The 17,380-nt window shown below is 57.7% G+C and carries 15 protein-coding genes; 10 read left to right on the top strand and 5 right to left on the bottom strand.

Annotation, left to right across the window (positions count from 1 at the left end; genetic code table 11):
• Positions 1 to 287 precede the first annotated feature (287 nt).
• From KHU33_RS18225 to KHU33_RS18210, 4 genes are all read left to right on the top strand, one after another.
• Positions 288 to 932: a phosphatidylserine decarboxylase gene (locus KHU33_RS18225; RefSeq protein WP_211465505.1), complete on the top strand. Its 645-nt coding sequence runs from the start codon at positions 288 to 290 to the stop codon at positions 930 to 932.
• 42 nt (positions 933 to 974) lie between these two features.
• Positions 975 to 1,847 (top strand): CDP-diacylglycerol--serine O-phosphatidyltransferase, encoded by an 873-nt coding sequence (gene pssA, locus KHU33_RS18220; protein ID WP_211465503.1) that lies wholly within the window; start codon positions 975 to 977, stop codon positions 1,845 to 1,847.
• A 124-nt stretch (positions 1,848 to 1,971) separates the two neighbouring features.
• Entirely contained in the window at positions 1,972 to 2,451 is a 480-nt protein-coding gene (gene lysM / locus KHU33_RS18215) for a peptidoglycan-binding protein LysM (protein ID WP_211465501.1), read from the top strand.
• Between the two features lie 157 nt (positions 2,452 to 2,608).
• Entirely contained in the window at positions 2,609 to 4,159 is a 1,551-nt protein-coding gene (locus KHU33_RS18210; RefSeq protein ID WP_211465499.1) for a 2-isopropylmalate synthase, read from the top strand.
• Between the two features lie 416 nt (positions 4,160 to 4,575).
• Here KHU33_RS18210 and KHU33_RS18205 read toward each other — a convergent pair whose 3' ends face one another.
• Together KHU33_RS18205 and KHU33_RS18200 are read right to left on the bottom strand one after the other, a co-directional pair.
• On the bottom strand, positions 4,576 to 5,265 hold the full coding sequence (locus KHU33_RS18205) for a gamma-glutamylcyclotransferase (protein ID WP_211465497.1): 690 nt from the start codon (positions 5,263 to 5,265) through the stop codon (positions 4,576 to 4,578).
• Between the two features lie 93 nt (positions 5,266 to 5,358).
• Positions 5,359 to 5,676: a hypothetical protein gene (locus tag KHU33_RS18200; protein WP_211465495.1), complete on the bottom strand. Its 318-nt coding sequence runs from the start codon at positions 5,674 to 5,676 to the stop codon at positions 5,359 to 5,361.
• 188 nt (positions 5,677 to 5,864) lie between these two features.
• Between KHU33_RS18200 and KHU33_RS18195 the strand changes: the two genes are divergently transcribed.
• The gene (locus tag KHU33_RS18195; protein ID WP_211465493.1) at positions 5,865 to 7,427 is read left to right on the top strand and encodes an aminotransferase-like domain-containing protein; all 1,563 of its coding nucleotides are present in this window, start codon (positions 5,865 to 5,867) and stop codon (positions 7,425 to 7,427) included.
• On the opposite strand, the gene KHU33_RS18190 is transcribed toward KHU33_RS18195, so the two are convergent.
• Entirely contained in the window at positions 7,419 to 8,339 is a 921-nt protein-coding gene (locus KHU33_RS18190; protein WP_211465491.1) for a sugar kinase, read from the bottom strand. The genes KHU33_RS18195 and KHU33_RS18190 overlap by 9 nt on opposite strands.
• Positions 8,340 to 8,389: 50 nt before the next feature.
• On the bottom strand, positions 8,390 to 9,694 hold the full coding sequence (locus KHU33_RS18185; RefSeq protein ID WP_211465489.1) for an amino acid deaminase: 1,305 nt from the start codon (positions 9,692 to 9,694) through the stop codon (positions 8,390 to 8,392).
• A gap of 166 nt (positions 9,695 to 9,860) precedes the next feature.
• Here KHU33_RS18185 and KHU33_RS18180 point away from each other — a divergent pair, with 166 nt between their 5' ends.
• The 5 genes from KHU33_RS18180 (at position 9,861) to ppk1 (ending at position 16,508) form a co-directional block, all read left to right on the top strand.
• Complete coding sequence (locus KHU33_RS18180) at positions 9,861 to 10,742, top strand: MurR/RpiR family transcriptional regulator (protein ID WP_211465487.1); 882 nt, start codon at positions 9,861 to 9,863, stop codon at positions 10,740 to 10,742.
• 1 nt (position 10,743) lies between these two features.
• On the top strand, positions 10,744 to 12,267 hold the full coding sequence (locus KHU33_RS18175; RefSeq protein ID WP_211465485.1) for an N-acyl-D-amino-acid deacylase family protein: 1,524 nt from the start codon (positions 10,744 to 10,746) through the stop codon (positions 12,265 to 12,267).
• A 32-nt stretch (positions 12,268 to 12,299) separates the two neighbouring features.
• Positions 12,300 to 12,683, top strand: a complete 384-nt coding sequence (locus tag KHU33_RS18170) for a RidA family protein (RefSeq protein WP_211465483.1) — start codon at positions 12,300 to 12,302, stop codon at positions 12,681 to 12,683.
• Between the two features lie 143 nt (positions 12,684 to 12,826).
• A complete protein-coding gene (locus tag KHU33_RS18165; protein ID WP_211465481.1) occupies positions 12,827 to 14,179 on the top strand; it encodes a GntP family permease in 1,353 nt (450 codons plus the stop codon).
• Positions 14,180 to 14,453: 274 nt separating this feature from the next.
• On the top strand, positions 14,454 to 16,508 hold the full coding sequence (gene ppk1 / locus KHU33_RS18160; protein ID WP_211465479.1) for a polyphosphate kinase 1: 2,055 nt from the start codon (positions 14,454 to 14,456) through the stop codon (positions 16,506 to 16,508).
• Here ppk1 and KHU33_RS18155 read toward each other — a convergent pair.
• Positions 16,505 to 17,167, bottom strand: a complete 663-nt coding sequence (locus KHU33_RS18155) for an amino acid ABC transporter permease (RefSeq protein WP_211465476.1) — start codon at positions 17,165 to 17,167, stop codon at positions 16,505 to 16,507. The genes ppk1 and KHU33_RS18155 overlap by 4 nt on opposite strands.
• Positions 17,168 to 17,380 lie beyond the last annotated feature (213 nt).

Genomic DNA, 17,380 nt, shown 5'->3' with positions numbered 1-17,380 from the left:
CGAAAAGCCTGGTCTTTTTATACAATGCCAAGGCGCTGTTTCTTTCGATGAACATCCAGATCCACTGATATCATGCAGGCGGTCTCGTATCAGCGACTTAGCCAGTGCTTTTTACCTAGTACTTATTAATCAGCAGGCGAATCAACAAGCGAATCAGCAAGCGGCACGGCGGCTGGCAGATCTGGCTTTGCGCCCAAGTAAGCGATAAGCGGCAGGTTACATTTGTTTCCCGCTCGACTAGAATAGCCACGCTTTCAAATTTCCATCATTTATCAAGACAATCCGGAGTGCAGTTGAATAATTACCCCCATCCTATTATTGCCCGCGAGGGTTGGCCGTTTTTGGGCATCGCCTTTGCGGTCGCGCTGCTGATCACGTTTTTCTCTCCTGTATGGTCGCTGCCATTCTGGATCATTGCTTTGTTCGTATTGCAATTTTTCCGCGATCCAGCCCGTGTGATCCCACAAAATCCATCTGCAGTGTTGTCGCCGGCCGATGGCCGCATCGTGGTGGTTGAAAAAACCATGGATCCCTACGCCAATCGCGAAGCCCTGAAGATCAGCGTTTTCATGAACGTATTCAACGTCCATTCGAATCGCGCACCGGTCGACGGCAAGATCGAAAAAATTCAGTATTTTCCAGGCAAATTCGTCAATGCCGATCTGGACAAGGCGTCGATCGAAAATGAACGCAACGCCCTGGTCATCACCGCCGCCAACGGCCAGACCGTGACCTGCGTCCAGGTAGCCGGCCTGATTGCGCGCCGCATCCTGTGCTACGTCAAGGTGGCCGATGTGCTGGCGCGCGGCGAGCGCTACGGTTTCATCCGCTTTGGTTCGCGGGTCGATGTGTATCTGCCGCTGACGGCGACACCCAAGGTTGTAGTGGGCGACAAGGTATCCGCCACAGAAACTATCCTGGCTGAGTTTTAAGTAGTGCTGTTGGTATTTTGAGTCGATTGAAACGGAACTTACATGGCCACATTCAAGCGCCGTAAAGCGAAGAGTAACATCGCGCAGTTCCCCAAGGTGCTGCGTCCGAACAAGAACATTGAGCGTAGCGAGTATCTGGATCACGATGCAACGGACCCGCCAGTCCGGCGCCGGCGCGGCATCTATCTGCTGCCGAATGCGTTCACCACGGCAGCGCTGTTTTGCGGCTTTTATGCGATCGTCATGGCGATGAATCTGCGCTTCGATCAAGCCTCGATCGCCATTTTCGTGGCGATGGTGCTGGACAGCCTGGATGGCCGCGTGGCGCGCCTGACCAATACCCAGAGCGAGTTTGGCGCACAGTATGACAGCTTGTCCGACATGGTGTCGTTCGGCGCCGCGCCGGCCTTGGTGGTATATGAGTGGTCCTTGCGCGGCATGGGCAAGCTGGGCTGGCTGGCGGCATTCGTGTATTGTGCCGGCGGCGCTTTGCGCCTGGCGCGCTTCAACACCAATATTGCGGTAGTCGACAAACGTTATTTCCAAGGCTTGCCCAGCCCTGCGGCGGCGGCGCTGGTGGCCGGCTTCGTCTGGCTGATGGACGATCTTGGTTTTGGCGGCGCATCTTTAAGCTGGGCGGCATGGACGATCACCTTGTACGCCGGCCTGACCATGGTCAGCAATGTTCCTTTCTATAGCTTTAAGGATATCAACCTGCGCAAGCCGATGCCTTTCATCGCGGCGTTCCTGCTGGTGCTGGCGCTGGTGGTTATTTTCAGCGATCCGTCGAAAGTATTGTTCGGCCTGTTCGTGCTGTACGGCTTGTCGGGGTTCGGCGTGTATTTCTGGCGCTGGTTCAAGGGCAAGCCGGTGAGCATCGTGCAGACGGAACTTGAGCACGATGATAAGGACTAAGCAAGGGCTAAGGTCATGCCAGTGAAATATTGGTAAGGTTAAATGTTGTTAAACCTTGGGTTGCAAGCAGCACGATAGCAAGGCAAGTGGCATCATCCTTTTTCAACTTCTACTGGAGAAAAAAATGGGTTTACTTTCTTTTATCAAAGATGCGGGTGAAAAGCTGCTAGGACATAAACCCGAGGAAGTCGCTGCGGCCCCTAATGTCGAGGAGCTGCAAAATGCGGCGGCGGATGCGATTAAAACCTATGTCGGCACGCAGGGCATCGATACCAGCGGCCTGACGATTGCCTTTGACGCAGCTTCGTCAACGGTTACCGCCAGTGGCGAAGCTCCCGATCAGCAGACCCGCGAAAAAATCATTTTATGCTGCGGCAACGTCAAAGACGTCAAAGATGTGAATGATGATTTGACCGTTGCTGCGGCTGAAGATGAGTCTCAATGGTACGACGTGGTCAGCGGCGACAATCTGTCGAAAATCTCTAAGCAATTCTACGGCGATCCGAATAAATATAACGCCATTTTTGAGGCAAACAAGCCGATGCTGAAAAGCGTGGACCTGATTTATCCCGGTCAAAAACTGCGTATTCCGCCGCTGGCTTGATTTTCCTTGAGCAACAACCGTAACGAACAGTAATGTGACGCTAACCGCCCGGATTTTTACCGGGCGTTTTTTTGCGCGTGGCGCTTTGTTATTTTTAAGCCGGAATCCGTCAAAGTCTTTAAAATTGATGGTTTACAAGACTAATCAGGAGCACAGCATGGCAGCCAACTCGCCCGAAAAACTGATCATATTCGACACCACCTTGCGCGATGGCGAACAATCGCCCGGCGCCTCGATGACCAAAGATGAAAAAATCCGCATCGCCAAGCAATTGGAGCGGATGAAAGTGGATGTGATCGAAGCTGGGTTTGCTGCTGCTTCCCCAGGCGATTTCGAGGCGATCAAGGCGATCGCCGGCGTCATCAAGGATTCCACCGTCTGCTCCTTGTCACGCGCCAACGACAAAGATATCGCACGCGCCGCCGAAGCCCTGCAACCGGCCGAGCGCAAGCGTATCCACACTTTCCTTGCGACCTCGCCGTTGCATATGGAAAAGAAGCTGCGCATGACGCCGGACCAGGTGTTCGAACAAGCCAAGCAAGCGGTGCGCTTCGCCCGCAAATTTACCGACGACGTGGAATTCAGCCCGGAAGACGGCAGCCGCTCCGACATGGATTTCCTGTGCCGGGTGCTGGAAGCGGTGATTGCGGAAGGCGCCACCACCATCAATTTTGCCGACACCGTCGGTTACGGCGTGCCGGAGCTGTACGGCCATATGCTGAAGACCTTGCGTGAACGGATTCCGAATTCGGACAAGGCGATCTGGTCGGTGCACTGCCACAACGATCTCGGCATGGCGGTAGCCAATTCGCTGGCGGGCGTGATGATAGGCGGCGCGCGCCAGGTCGAATGCACCATCAACGGCTTGGGCGAACGGGCCGGCAATACTGCGCTGGAAGAAATCGTGATGGCGGTCAAGACCCGGCGCGATTACTTCAATCTGGATATCGGCATCGACACCACGCAGATCGTGCCGGCTTCCAAGCTGGTGTCGCAAATCACCGGTTTCGCGGTGCAACCGAACAAATCGGTGGTCGGCGCCAATGCTTTTGCGCATGCCTCGGGGATTCATCAGGATGGCGTGCTGAAAGCGCGCGACACCTATGAAATCATGCGTGCCGAAGATGTGGGCTGGAGCGCCAATAAAATCGTGCTGGGCAAACTGTCTGGGCGCAATGCATTCAAGCAGCGTCTGGAAGAGCTCGGCATTGCGCTGGAATCGGAAACCGAAGTCAACGCTGCTTTCTCACGCTTCAAGGAGCTGGCGGATCGCAAGTCGGAGATTTTCGACGAAGACATTATCGCTTTGGTCTCTGATGAGCAGCATTCGCACGATAATGAATACTATCGTTTTGTGTCGTTGTCTCAGCATTCTGAGACGGGTGAGAAACCTAGCGCCAAGGTCGTGTTTTCGATAGATGGCAAGGAGTCTAGTTGCGAGGGGCTGGGTAACGGTCCGGTGGATGCCATTGTCAATGCTATCGAAACCAAGGTTGGCAGCGGGGCGGAGTTGTTGTTGTTTTCGGTGAATGCGATTACTACCGGGACGCAGTCGCAGGGGGAGGTGACGATGCGTTTGTCGAAGGCCGGTCGGATCGTCAACGGTGTTGGTGCGGATCTGGATATTGTGGTGGCTTCGGCCAAGGCTTATTTGTCGGCGCTCAACAAGTTGCATTCGAAGTCCGAGAAATTGAACCCGCAGTTGTAGTAGTTAAAATGGGGTCAGAGTTTTTTTTTCGCGGGTGTTTGCGAAAATTACTCTGACCCCATTTAACGGGCTACGGAGTGGGTGCCGTTGCATTCGAAGAGTGGTTGCAGTTACTTAAAACGTCTACTACTTCGTAGATACACGCCGGGGGTAGCCCGGCAGCTACTCACTTTTCTTGCTTCGCCAAGAAAAGTAAGCAAAAGAAGGCGACCGCAAAGCCGTTGCCTTCCCTTCGGTCAGGTCCCCAAATGCAGCGGGTGTCAGTCGGGTGGAAGGACCAACTCGCTGCGCTCAGACATGTCCTCCCACAATTCCCGACTGACACCCGCTACATTTGGCAACGTCTCAATGCGGGATTAACGGCAACGTCAAAAGCAACTGCAACTGCAACTGCAACTTCAAAAGCCGCAGCCTTGTTACTTTTTGGTTGCAGGCATATCCGGACAAGACTTCAGTTGCGCCCATAGTCGCGCCAGGTAGGGGTCGTGGAATCCTTCTTTTAGCAGGCCTTCGAGGGTATGCCGCAAGTAGTCACGGGCTGAGCCATACAGTCCGCAGGCGTCGCGCAGGTGCGAGACCACGGTGAGGTCCGGCAGGCGGCCTGTGTAGCTCTCATGTTGACGGTTCATGACGAATGCCAGCGCCTTGATGCGTGGGCCGTTCTTGCCTTTGATCTGCATCGGCAACCAGCGCGGCAGATAGGCGCCGGTCAGCATTTCGCGGCGCCATAGCATTTTCAATTCTGTTTCGATGCTGATGGCGGGAATCCGGAATGCGATGCCTTGGCAGGAACCGCCGCGATCCAGTCCCAGCACCAAGCCGGGGTTATCCCAGGTGCCGCGGTTGATGCGCGAATACAGGTAAAAGCCGCGGTGATAGCCGTACAGCTTGGCTGGCACGCGTTCGCTGTGGTCGACCATCGGATTCCATATCAGGGAGCCGTAGCCGAATAGCCAGACATCGCCGTTAGGGTCAGGCAGCGAGGCCAGCGCGGCGCGCCACGAGGCCTCCAGCGCTGCTTCGGACAGCAGGGCGGAAGCAATCGGGGTGTTATCCAGGATGGTCCGCAGGCGGTCCTGTTCAAGATCTTCGCGCGTAATACTCATGGCTACAAGAATAAGCCAGATCGGCGGCAGGCAACAAGTGCTTTGCCAAACTACATGGGCGGGCTGTGATTTAACGGTATTGCACGTATTGCATCATCCTCTTAGCGCAACCAGAGTATGCGCTCGCTGCCACCAACGCTGCCACCAGGGAGCCGCTGGCAACCTGGCGCTGACGATTGCCGCGCCGGGTCCGCTCCTGCTTGCCTGCAATCGAATCCAGCCATTGCGTTGCACCACATGGCACTCGCCGTCGCTGATCACAAAGCGCGTGCCGGTGGCGATGTCGCCTTCGCTGACAAGAAGGTTGCCTTGTATCGCTACAACAGTTGTGCCGCGCGCGGCGTAAAACATGCTGGCTTGAGCGCGGCTTAGACGGATGCGGGAAATGCTGTCGCTGGTGGTGAGGTGCATGGCGGTTTCCGTGATGAAAGAGATGGCTCTAGCCTAACCGTCCGCCGCTCGCCGAAACAGGCACAACTGCTTGTCATCTGCTGCGTAACAGCCGAGGTTTGCCTTATCTGTTATCGTCCCGTATCTCCTGTTCTGTATCTGTTTCGTTGCACTGAAATGCAGCAATATTCCACCATTCATTGCATCCTATGAGCAAGCCCCTCTTGTCACAGCCTCAAATCCCATCCCCATCCCTGTGCCAGCCGCAGTCGTCAACCCAGCAATTGTTGTATCGGCGCCTGGCCGGCCATTATCTGGCCGCAATCCAGGCGCTTGCCTTGCGGCCGGGCGATCGCATGCCGTCGGTACGCGATCTGATGCGGCAACATCAGGTCAGCCTGTCGACGGCGTTGCAAACCTTGCGTTACCTGGAGCAGGAAGGCTGGCTGGAGGCGCGCCCGCGTTCCGGCTATTTCGTGCGGCAGGCGCGGCGGCTGGCGCTGCCGGAAGAGCCGAATCTGTCGACCACGCCGGCGTTGATGTCGGCGCAATATGCCGGCATCCACGAACGGGTCTCGGAAATCATCGCGCAGGGACGCAGCCATGCGGTCACGCTCGATCTGAGCAGCGCCAGTTGCGCGCCTGAATTGTATGCAGTGGAAGCCTTGAAAAATGCCGCAATCCGCACCCTGCGTCGGCGCCCGAATATATTGACCAGCATGATGTCGCATAGCGGCAATCCGGCCTTGCGGCAGGTATTGGCCACACGCAGTCTCGCCATCGGCGTCAAGATCGCGCCGGAACAGGTGATCGTCACCCATGGCTGTATCGAGGCGATCAACCTGGCCTTGCGCGCCGTTGCGCAGCCAGGCGACACGATTGCGGTCGAGTCGCCGACTTACTACGGCTTGCTGCAGGTGCTGGAAAGCCTGGGCATGCGCGCGCTCGAAATCCCCACCAGCCAGCGCAGCGGCATATCGATTGAAGCATTGCAACTGGCGCTGCAGACCTATGACAATATCAAGGCGGTGGTGGCGGTGCCGAATCTGCAAAATCCCTTGGGCAGCATCATGCCGGATGCGCACAAGGCGCAACTGGTCGCGTTATGCGAGCAGCATGGCATGGCCTTGATCGAAGACGATTCGTACAGCGATCTGGTGCCTGAGACGGCTTCATCGACCGCATTGAAAGCCTGGGATCGCAGCGGCAATGTGATCTATTGCGCCTCGCTGAACAAGGTGCTGGCGCCGGGCATGCGGCTGGGCTGGATGGTCGGCGGCCGCTGGCAGGCCAGGGTGGAGATGCTCAAGTTCGCCCATACGCGGGCGAATGAAGAATGGGCGCAGATCTCGGCTGCGGATTTCATGGCGTCGACTGCCTATGACCGCCATTTGCGGCGTTTGCGTGAAGCGCTGCGCATACAGCGCGCACGCACCGCTGAAGCGATCGCGATCCATTTCCCAACCGGTACGCGGGTCAGCCTGCCCGAGGGCGGTGCTTTGTTGTGGGTGGAGCTGCCGCAGCAATTGTCATCCAAAGCGGTATTCGAGGCGGCGCTGGTCGAGGGTATCCGGCTCGCTCCCGGTTTGATGTTTTCGAATTCAAACCGTTTCGATCATTTTCTGCGGCTGTGCTGCGGCCAGCCGTTTTCGCCGCAGATCGAGCGAGGCATACAACGGCTGGGGCAGATTGTGGGAGAGCTGCTGCTTAAAAAGCAACTGCGACGTAATGGCGACATAACAGCGACGCAGCAGCGCGGCAAACTAGCTTGATCCCAGTATCTTTTCTACCTGTGCTGCGTGCGGGATCGGCGCCACGGCGCCGTAACCGGTAGTCGACAAAGCGGCACAGATATTGGCGTAGCGGGCGGCATCGAATGGGTTGTCGCCGGCCACCAGGCGGGCAATGAAAGCGCCGCCAAAACAATCGCCGGCGCCGGTGGCGTCGACCGCATCGACAGCGTAAGGCGGCACCAACCGGCGTTCCTCGGCGGTGGCGACATAACAGCCTTCGGCGCCGAGCTTGAAGGCGATCAGGCCGATACCGTAGGACAGCAGCGTATCGACAATCGCATCGCGGTCGTCGAGGCCGGTGAGGGCGCTGATATCGTCCCAGCTGGGCAGGCAGATATCGCACAAGGCAAACGCCGCACGCATTTTTTCACGGGCGCGTTCCAGCGGCCACAGTTTCAGCCGCAGATTGGTATCGAGCGAGGTACGCACGCCGTGCTTGCGCGCATGCGCCATTGCTGCCAGGCCTGCATCGCAGGCAGATTCGCTGATTGCCAGGCTGATGCCCGACAAGTGCAGCATCTTGGCGGCAGCAATCGCCGCCAGCGGCAACTGCGTGCTGGCATAGCGGCTGGCGGCAGAGCCGGCGCGCAAATAATCGAAGTGATGACCGTCCTGGTCGTGCGAGACAAAATACACGCCGGTAGCGGCTTGCGGATCGCTTGCAACATGGCTGGCGTCAACCTCTTCGGACAGCCACAGATCGCGCAATTTTTGGCCGAAATGATCGTTGCCGAGGGCGCTGATATAACCGCTGCGCGCACCCTGACGCGCTGCGGCGATACAGAAATTCGAAGTATCGCCGCCAAAGCCCTGCAAGTACATGCGCGCATCGTGCAGCCGCTGGTTAAACTCCACCATTGCTTCGCCATAGGCCAGGATATCTGTAGTCATCGCTTGTGCTGAGATAAAAAAATTAAAAGACAGAAATTAAAAGACCGGGATTAAAAGAAAGTCTGGATCACATCGACCACCTGATGCTGCGGATTGAGGACCGCGATCTGGCGCCACTTGTCGAAGGTCAGGCAAGGGTGAGAAATATCGAAGCCGATCATGTCGCCGACCTTGATATCGTCACCCTCGTTGATCTGCAGATACGCATGCTGATCCATCATGCCGGTCAGTTGCCAGTGCGCCGGAGTCGCTGTCGGCGCTGGATTGCCGGGGCGATAGTGGACGGCTGGCAAAGGCAGGCCGGCGTCGAACGCCGCGTCGCGCTTGCCGAGTGCGACGATGGCTTTGCGGCTCTCTGGAATCGATTGCACATACGCCCATAACTGCAAGGCCGGCTGCAATTCGCTACGCATTTTGCGGGCGATAGGATTGCGGGTCTGGATCTGCGCCTGCGCCGCACGATAGATGCCGACATCGTGCGTCAGATAACAGCCGGGGCGCAATACGATATCCAGCGGCAGGCCGATCTCGGTCTTGGCGAATTCGTCGGCGACCACGTCGTACCATGCCGAACCGGCGCCGGTCAGTATCACCGGCCGCGCCGCGCTGCCTTCGGCGCGAGCGGCAAAACGGCCATCCTTGGCCAGTTGCCGGGTGCAGGCCACCGCGTGCTGCAAGAAGTTGCGGATCTCGGCTTCTTCTTTCAATACGCCTTCGTAGACTTCGACGCCAGCCAGCACGATATGCTCGGGCCAGCGCGCAATAGCGTCCAGCACCGCAGCTTGCTGCGCCGCATTACGGACGCCGGTGCGGCCGCCGTCGGCGCCCAGTTCCAGCAGCACATGCAGTTTTTGCTTGCGGGCCTGGAAGAAAGCGCCCAGTTGATCGACGCCGTCGGCCGAATCGACCAGGCAGCAGAACTCAAAGGACAGATCGGCCAGCAAATCGGAAATGATCGCCATATTCTGCTTGCCGACCAGTTGATTGGCCATGATCACGCGCCGTACCCCATGTTGATAGGCGACCCGGGTCTGGTGTGCGGTAGCCAGGGTGATGCCCCAGGCGCCGCCGGCCAGCTGGCGCGCAAACAGCTTCGGCGCCATCGTGGTTTTACCGTGCGGCGCCAGCTTGACGCCGTATTCGGTGACGAATTGCTGCATCCACTGCAGATTGTGCGTCATGCGCTCTTCGTAGAGCACGGCGGTAGGCAGGCTCAGGTCTTCTTGCAGCAGATTCCAGTTGTGCGCTTTGACCTCGGCGGCCGGCAATGTTTGTTGAAACGCCCCCAAGCCCTTGTTCAAGGGATCGATTACCGGATTCTCGTAATCGCCGTGATAGTTAATAACATTGGACATCAGATCTCCTCCTTCAAAATTCATTTGACGCAATCATATCCTTGAATTTACTATATGAGAAGCATGTTACAAAGTAACGTAGCATTTTGCCGATTGCCGTGTCCTGTTGCCGGGACGCTGCTTTTTTATTGCCATAATTCTACTCTCGTCGCTGGATTAACAACGCATGACCCATTTATTCGATGTTGTCTCGCGCATCGCCGAACGCAGCGGCCAGTTGCGTCTGGCTGAGCAAAAGGTAGCGCAGGCGATCCTGGGCGATCTGCCGTTTGCCGCCAGCGCCAGTATCCAGACCCTGGCCAAACAAGCCGGCGTCAGTGAAGCCAGCGTCACCCGTTTTGCCAAAGCCATCGGCTGCCGCGATGTGCGCGAACTGAAAATGCGCCTGGCGCAGGCCGCCGCGATCGGACAGCGTTTTTTGCGAGTCGAGAATTCCGTTACTGAAAATCAATTTCCGCAAATCGTCGATATTGTGTATGCCGATATCCACAAAGCGCTAGAGGTAAACCGCAGCTTGCTGAGCCAGGATACCTTGCTGCAAGCGGCGCAGGCGCTGCTGCAGGCACGCATGATTTATGCCTTTGGCATGGGGGGCGGCTCGACTATGCTGTCCGATGAGGCTCGTTACCGCCTGCTGCGCCTGGGGCGCCCGGTGGCCACTTATCACGACGCCATGCTGCAAAAAATGGTGGCGGCGACGCTCGACAAGGACGACGTCGTGCTGGTCTTGTCGACCACCGGTAATGTGCCGGAACTCAACGCCAATTGCGCCATCGCCAAGGAGTATGGAGTACGGCTGGTGGCGATCACCGCCTTGGGTTCGCCGCTGGCAGCGATGGCCGACATGTTGTTGCCGCTGAAGTCGCTGGAAACCGATTTCATTTTCAAGCCGTCGTCATCGCGCTACGCCATGATGATGGCGCTGGATGTGCTGATGACCGAATTGGCATTACTGCAAAAAGATCGCAGCCAGGAGTTGCTGCGGCGCCTGAAATTCACACTGGATACGCATCGCGGCGGCGGCAACCGCGAGCCGTTAGGAGATTGAGATGAGCATTGATTCAAGCACTGATTCAAATTCATTGGCTGCACGCAGTTGCGATACGTTGATCCGCAACGTCTCGGTGATCGATGGCAGCGGCAGTCCGGCATATGTTGCCGATGTCGCTTTGGCCGACGGCCGTATCTTGTGCATCGATGCTACTCCCGGCGCGCTCGCAGGCTGGCAGGCTACGCATGTGGTCGACGGTAGCGGCAAAGTCCTGAGCCCCGGCTTTATCGATGTCCACACGCACGACGACACCAATGTGATTCGCACACCAAGCATGATGCCCAAGCTGTCGCAGGGGGTCACCACTGTGATCGTCGGCAATTGCGGCATCAGCGCGGCGCCGGTCACCCTCAAGGCGGAACCGCCGGATCCGATGAATCTGCTGGGCGAGGCCAGCGCCTTCAGCTATCCTACTTTTGCGTCCTATGTCGAAGCAATCAAGCAGGCCCAGCCGGCGATCAATGTGGCGGCGCTGATCGGCCATACCGCCTTGCGCAGCAATCAGATGGACCGGCTGGACCGGGCCGCCAGCGACACCGAAATCGCCGCCATGTGCGAACAGTTGCGCGAAGCGCTGGCGCATGGCGCGCTCGGACTCAGCACCGGCCTGGCTTACGGCAACGCGATCAACGCCCCAACTGCCGAAGTGCTGGCGCTGGCCGAACCGCTGGCCCAGGCCGGCGCCATCTACGCCACCCATCTGCGCAGCGAATTCGCCGATATCCTGGAAGCCATGGATGAGGCTTTCCGCATCGGCAAACATGCCAGGGTGCCGGTGGTGATTTCGCATCTGAAATGCGCCGGCGTCGAAAACTGGGGCCGCAGCAGCGAGGTACTGGAAGCGCTGGAGCAGGCGCAGCGTTATCAGCCGGTCGGCTGCGACTGTTATCCCTACACTGCCAGCTCATCGACCCTGGATTTGAAGCAAGTGACCGACACCATCGACATCATGGTGACCTGGTCGGAGCCCGAGCCGGCGATGGGCGGCAAGCTGCTGGCCGAGATCGCCGCTGAATGGCAGGTCGATCTGATGGAGGCTGCGCGTCGTTTGCAACCGGCCGGCGCTGTCTATCACTGCATGCAGGATGACGACGTCAACCGTATCCTGAGCCATCCGGCCAGCGTGGTCGGCTCGGATGGCTTGCCCAACGATCCGTTGCCGCATCCACGCTTGTGGGGCGCATTCCCGCGGGTGCTGGGTTACTACAGCCGCGAACAAAAACTCTTCCCGCTGACCGTGGCGATCCGCAAGATGACCGGTTTGTCGGCCGAACGTTTCGGCCTGGCGGAGCGCGGCCTGGTGCGCGAAGGCTATTGGGCCGATCTGGTGTTGTTCGATGCGGAGACCGTGCGCGACGCCGCCACCTTCGCCGATCCGATGCAGCCGGCGGAAGGACTTGAGGCGGTTTGGGTGAATGGCGCTTTGTCTTACCTGGGCGGCGTGCTGAAAGCGCCGACCGAGTTGCGGGTAGGGCGGTTTTTGGCAAGGCAGGCAGGGCCGAAGACCGCTGTCGCAAATTGAGATTTTTGTTGTTTTTTTAAGTGAGGATAGCTATGACAATCAAACGATATGGTGTTGAAGGTGGTTCCGGTACAGGCGGTCAGCACTTGCCATTCGCACGTGCGGTGGAAGCCGACGGTTGGCTGTATGTTTCCGGCCAGGTGGCGATGGTGGACGGCGAAGTGATCGATGGCGGCATCGTGGCCCAATCGCACCAGACCATCCAGAACGTACTGGCGATTCTGAAAGAAGCCGGTTATGGCCCGGAGCACGTGGTGCGCTGCGGCGTCTGGCTTGACGATACCCGCGATTTTCAATCGTTCAACAAGGTTTTCAAGGAATACTTTGGCGCCAATCCGCCAGCCCGCGCTTGCGTGCAGTCGAGCATGGTGGTCGATTGCAAGGTAGAAGTGGATTGCATCGCTTATAAAAAATAAATCCGTGGCAGGTTGACGGAATTGACTGACAACTAGCGGTTAGTAGTTGCAAAATGGCGCCGTTATCGGTTTGGGTTTGCGGAGTAAAGCAAACGCGGGCAGACGGCGGCGGCAAAAAATAAATCGGACTTTAGGAGGATTTGATGGAGATGGTTCAGGGAAATATGTTGCTGCTCTACGCGGTGATTGCTGTGTTGGCACTGATAGTGCTGATCGCCAAGTTCAAGATGAATCCGTTCATCGTGCTGATCGTGGTGTCTGTGATCCTAGGTTGGGTGGTCGGCATGCCGATGGCAAGCATCGTCAAATCGTATGAAACCGGGGTCGGCGGCGCCTTAGGGCATATTGCGCTGGTGGTCGGGCTGGGCACCATGTTCGGCAAGATGATGGCCGAATCGGGCGGCGCCGAACGCGTCGCCAACACGCTGATCGGCGTCTTCGGTCCGAAGAAAGTGCACTGGGCCATGATGGTAGTGGCGTTGATTGTCGGCCTGCCGGTGTTCTTTGAAGTCGGTTTCGTGCTGCTGATTCCGATTGCATTCAACGTCGCCAAGCGCACCGGGACTTCGATGATCATGGTCGGCATCCCGATGGTCGCCGGCCTGTCGGTCGTGCATGGCCTGATTCCGCCGCATCCGGCAGCGCTGTTCGCGGTCACCGCCTACAACGCGGACATCGGCCGCACCATCATGTACGCGTTGATCGTCGGCATTCCGACCGCGATTATTGCCGGCCCGCTGTTTGCCAAGCTGATCAGCCGCTACGTCGTGCCCAATCCTGACAATCCGTTGATTGCGCAATTCGTCGAAGAGGACATACACCGTGAATTGCCCGGTTTCGCAGTCACCATCTGCACCATTCTGTTGCCGGTAGCGCTGATGCTGATCGGCAGTTGGGCCGACCTGTTCTTCACGCCGAAAACCTTCGCCAACGATTTCCTGCGCCTGATGGGTAATTCCGTGATTGCATTGCTGATCGCGACGCTGGTGAGCTTTTATACCTTCGGCAAGGCGCGCGGTTTTGATCGTGCAGCCATCCTCAAATTCACCACCGAGTGCCTGGCGCCTATCGCCGGCATCACGCTGATCGTCGGCGCCGGCGCCGGCTTTGGCCGGATCCTGATCGATGGCGGCGTCTCCAAGGCGATCGTCGAACTCGCCAACAACGCGCACTTGTCGCCGTTGCTGCTGGGCTGGTTTGTAGCGGCGCTGATCCGGGTTGCCACCGGTTCCGCCACCGTGGCGATGACCACCGCCTGCGGCATCGTCGCCCCTATCGTCACCGCTGCCGGCGTCACTGTCCGGCCGGAGTTGATGGTGCTGGCCACCGGCGCCGGTTCGCTGATCCTGTCGCACGTCAACGACGGCGGTTTCTGGCTGGTCAAGGAATACTTCAACATGACCGTGACTGAAACCTTCAAGACCTGGACGGTGGCTGAAACCATCATTTCGGTGGTGGCGTTGTTGTTGACGCTGGGTTTGGCTACGGTGATTTAAGTCCTCGCTAGAAGCAGTTGGAATGTCGTGAAACGGCTTGCAGAACATAGGTTCTGCAAGCCGTTTTTATTTGAATGACACAGAACCCGGCAAATCTGCCTGGCCGTATACAAACTAATTGCGAAACTAATTGCGGCAAGAGGCGCACGGCTCTTGTCATTCTTCCGTCACATTGCGTCTTTACAATCAATAATGTCATATTGGTAAGCGCCAATGCATTTTGACTGTAACAACCCATTACAACCCATTCCCCGACCACTCTACCGACCGGACCATGACCTTCCCATTGCTCAACCGCGAACTCGGCGTGCTCGCCTTTAACGAACGGGTCCTGGCGCAAGCCGAGGATCCTGCGGTTCCTTTATTGGAACGGCTGCGTTTTGTCTGTATCACCAGCAGCAACCTCGATGAGTTTTCCGAGATCCGGATGTCCGGCCTGCAGGAACAGATCCGGGTGGCGGTGGATGGCGTGACGCCGGACGGCATGTCGCTGCAGCATGCTTACAGCATCATCAGTGAGCGCGCGCAAAAGCTGGTGGCGCGCCAGTACGCTTTGTTCAACGACGTATTGTTGCCGGCGCTGAACGCCGAAGGCATCGCCTTTTATCAGGAGGCTGACTGGAACGAGGAGCAGGCGGCCTGGGCGCATGAGTTTTTCAAGACGGAGTTGTTGCCGGTACTGACGCCTATCGGTCTGGACCCGGCTCATCCTTTTCCGCGGGTGCTCAACAAAAGTCTGAATTTCGCGGTCAAGCTGAGCGGCAAGGACGCCTTCGGCCGCGAGACTGAACTGGCCATCGTGCAAGCGCCGAGGGTCTTGCCGCGCCTGGTCCGGATGCCGGAACATCTATCGGCTCACGCTTACGGCTTCGTGTTGCTGAGCAGTTTCATGCAGCGCTTTGTCGGCGAGCTGTTTCCGGGTTTGTCTATCGGTGGCTGTTATCAATTCCGTGTGACGCGCAACAGCGACCTGTTTGTCGATGAAGACGAAGTCACCGATTTGCGGCTGGCCTTGCAGGGCGAGCTGCCGACCCGCCAGTTGGGCAATGCGGTGCGTCTGGAAGTGGCGGACGGCACGCCGGCGTCGCTGGTGCAGCGTCTGCTGAACCAGAACGGCCTGGCGCCGGCCGATTGTTACCGAGTCAATGGCGCGGTCAACCTGGTGCGCCTGATGCCCTTGCCGGATCTGGTCGACCGGCCTGACTTGAAATTTATACCGCACACGCCGGTGCTGCCGAAAGCTTTCGTTACCGGTGCTTCGGTGTTCGATATCATCGACCAGCAAGACGTGCTGCTGCATCATCCTTACGAAAGTTTCCAGCCGGTGCTGGAGCTGTTGCAGCAGGCGGCGATCGATCCCGACGTGCTGGCCATCAAACAAACCATTTATCGCACCGGCAATGATTCGCCATTGATGAGCGCCTTGATGCAGGCCGCCAAGAACGGTAAGGAAGTGACGGTGGTGCTGGAGCTGATGGCGCGCTTTGACGAAGAAACCAATATCGGCTGGGCGGCCAAGCTGGAGGCGGTCGGCGCGCATGTGGTGTATGGCGTGTTCGGCTACAAGACGCATGCCAAGATGCTGTTGATCGTGCGCCGCAAACGCAATGCCAAACATACCAAGCTGAAGCGTTATGTGCATCTCGGCACCGGCAACTACCATCCGAAAACTGCGCGCCTGTACACCGATTTCGGCTTGATGACCAGCGACGACAAAATTTGCGAAGACGTGCACAACGTGTTCCAGCAGCTGACCGGTTTCGGCAAGCAGGTGCCGCTCAAGCGCTTGTGGCAATCGCCGTTTACCTTGCACGCCAATGTGCTGAATGCGATCCGGAAGGAAGTCGACGCCGCCACGGCCGGCAGGCAGGGTTACATCATCGCCAAGATGAATGCCTTGCTGGAGCCGACGGTGATCGAAGCCTTGTATCTGGCGTCCCAGGCCGGGGTCAAGATCCAGCTGTTGATTCGCGGCGTGTGCGCTTTGCAGCCGGGTGTGCCGGGCTTGTCGGAAAACATCAAGGTACGTTCGGTGGTCGGACGCTTTCTTGAACATCATCGGGTATTTTATTTTTATGCCGACGGTGAAGAGCATGTGATGCTGTCCAGCGCCGACTGGATGGACCGCAATTTATTCCGCCGTATCGAAACTGCGTTCCCGATCCAGGACGGCAAGCTCAAGCGGCGCGTGATCGAAGAGAGTTTGCTGGTGCATTTGCAAGACAATGCATCGGCCTGGGACATGGATAGCGAGGGCAGCTATCAAAAAGCAGATCCTGGCGACGCTACGCCCCTGGTCAGTCAAATCGATTTGCTGTCGCGCTTTTAATTTGATTTGTGAGCCTGGCCCAGCTTGGTTTCCAGGCGGCTTTGCAAGCGTTCGAAGCACAGGCTCAGGCCCCAGTAGATCGCCGCTGCCGCCAGGTACAGCGGCAGCGGGCGGAAAGTCACAGCAATGATTTCCTTGGTGGCCAGCATCAGCTCTGTCACGGTGATCACCGACACCAGCGAGGTATCCTTGATCAGGCTGATCAGGGTATTGCTCATCGACGGCACCGCAATCCGGATCGCCTGCGGAATCACGATGTAGCGCAGCGTTTGCCAGTAATTCAAACCGATGCTGTAACTGGCGGCCCATTGTCCAGTGTGGACGCCGAGAATCGCGCCGCGCAGGCTTTCCGACAGATAAGCGCCGGCATTCAGGCTGAGCGCCAGGATACCCGCCGTCAGCGGCGAAAAACTGATGCCGATGCTGGGCAGGCCGTAATAAATCACGAAGATCTGTACCAGCAGCGGCGTGCCGCGCATCAGGCTGACATAGGCACTGGCCGGCCAGCGCGCCAGGCGCGACGGCAGAATACGCGCAATCGCCAATGGAAAACCGAGTAGCAATCCGCCCAGCATCGACGCTACCGCAAACACCAAGGTGTAACCTACGCCGCGGAACAAGGTCGGCGCTGCCTGCTGCAGCAAATCCAGTAATTCCATATTTTCTCTAGGTTAAAAAAACATCCCCGCAGTGGGCGGGGATGTCGGGAGAAGCTGAAGTGTAGCGCGAAACTTGTTTGCTTAGTGTGCCGATGGCGCTTTGCTCACATCGAAACCGAACCACTTGAATGACGCTTGCTTGAAACTGCCGTCTTTCAGGATTTCATCCAGGGCCTTATTCAAAGCAGCCTCGAATTTCGGATTGCCTTTTTG

The sequence above is a fragment of the Collimonas silvisoli genome (assembly GCF_018305005.1).
Lineage (GTDB): Bacteria > Pseudomonadota > Gammaproteobacteria > Burkholderiales > Burkholderiaceae_D > Collimonas > Collimonas silvisoli.
Note: the sequence above shows the minus strand (reverse complement) of the source record. Positions and strands in the feature narration are given on the sequence as shown.

Coding starts and splice junctions, on each gene's coding strand:
- pssA (WP_211465503.1), top strand. CDS start 975: ATGGCCACATTCAAGCGCCGTAAAGCGAAGAGTAACATCGCGCAGTTC.
- lysM (WP_211465501.1), top strand. CDS start 1,972: ATGGGTTTACTTTCTTTTATCAAAGATGCGGGTGAAAAGCTGCTAGGA.
- KHU33_RS18210 (WP_211465499.1), top strand. CDS start 2,609: ATGGCAGCCAACTCGCCCGAAAAACTGATCATATTCGACACCACCTTG.
- KHU33_RS18205 (WP_211465497.1), bottom strand. CDS start 5,265: ATGAGTATTACGCGCGAAGATCTTGAACAGGACCGCCTGCGGACCATC.
- KHU33_RS18200 (WP_211465495.1), bottom strand. CDS start 5,676: ATGCACCTCACCACCAGCGACAGCATTTCCCGCATCCGTCTAAGCCGC.
- KHU33_RS18195 (WP_211465493.1), top strand. CDS start 5,865: ATGAGCAAGCCCCTCTTGTCACAGCCTCAAATCCCATCCCCATCCCTG.
- KHU33_RS18190 (WP_211465491.1), bottom strand. CDS start 8,339: ATGACTACAGATATCCTGGCCTATGGCGAAGCAATGGTGGAGTTTAAC.
- KHU33_RS18185 (WP_211465489.1), bottom strand. CDS start 9,694: ATGTCCAATGTTATTAACTATCACGGCGATTACGAGAATCCGGTAATC.
- KHU33_RS18180 (WP_211465487.1), top strand. CDS start 9,861: ATGACCCATTTATTCGATGTTGTCTCGCGCATCGCCGAACGCAGCGGC.
- KHU33_RS18175 (WP_211465485.1), top strand. CDS start 10,744: ATGAGCATTGATTCAAGCACTGATTCAAATTCATTGGCTGCACGCAGT.
- KHU33_RS18170 (WP_211465483.1), top strand. CDS start 12,300: ATGACAATCAAACGATATGGTGTTGAAGGTGGTTCCGGTACAGGCGGT.
- KHU33_RS18165 (WP_211465481.1), top strand. CDS start 12,827: ATGGAGATGGTTCAGGGAAATATGTTGCTGCTCTACGCGGTGATTGCT.
- ppk1 (WP_211465479.1), top strand. CDS start 14,454: ATGACCTTCCCATTGCTCAACCGCGAACTCGGCGTGCTCGCCTTTAAC.
- KHU33_RS18155 (WP_211465476.1), bottom strand. CDS start 17,167: ATGGAATTACTGGATTTGCTGCAGCAGGCAGCGCCGACCTTGTTCCGC.